This is a genomic window from Neisseria sp. P0021.S007 (assembly GCF_051956855.1).
Genome location: NZ_JBQCXA010001743.1, coordinates 1 through 439, shown reverse-complemented (window position 1 = coordinate 439; position 439 = coordinate 1). Strand labels below are relative to the sequence as shown.

Annotated in this window: 1 protein-coding gene; it reads left to right on the top strand. The window is 42.1% G+C overall.

The window, feature by feature from the left end; all coding sequences use genetic code 11:
• A partial coding sequence (locus ACTHUR_RS21230) for an undecaprenyl-diphosphate phosphatase (protein ID WP_440400785.1) occupies positions 1–439 on the top strand: 439 nt, incomplete at both ends.

The following is a 439-nucleotide window of genomic DNA, read 5'->3' as shown; positions in this document are numbered from 1 at the left end:
ACCGGTCACTTGATTGTATTCGGTAACTTAATGAACTTTCAAAGCAACGGAAAAGTATTTGAAATTGCTATCCAGCTCGGTGCCGTATTAGCCGTCGTATTCGAATACCGCCAACGATTTACCCATATCATAAAAGGACTCGGTAAAGAACGGACAGCCAATCGCTTTGTACTGAATTTATTTATTGCCTTCATACCTGCCGCAATTGTGGGTCTATTATTCAGCAAACAAATTAAATTACACCTTTTCAACCCAATTACTGTTGCTACCATGCTGGTACTCGGTGGCTTCTTCATTTTATGGGTTGAAAAACGCCAAGTAACAGCCAAACCTAAAGTCAATCATGTAGATGATATGCGCCCAATCGACGCATTTGTTGTAGGATGCGCCCAAATTTGCGCCCTTATCCCTGGTACATCACGTTCAGGCAGTACCATCA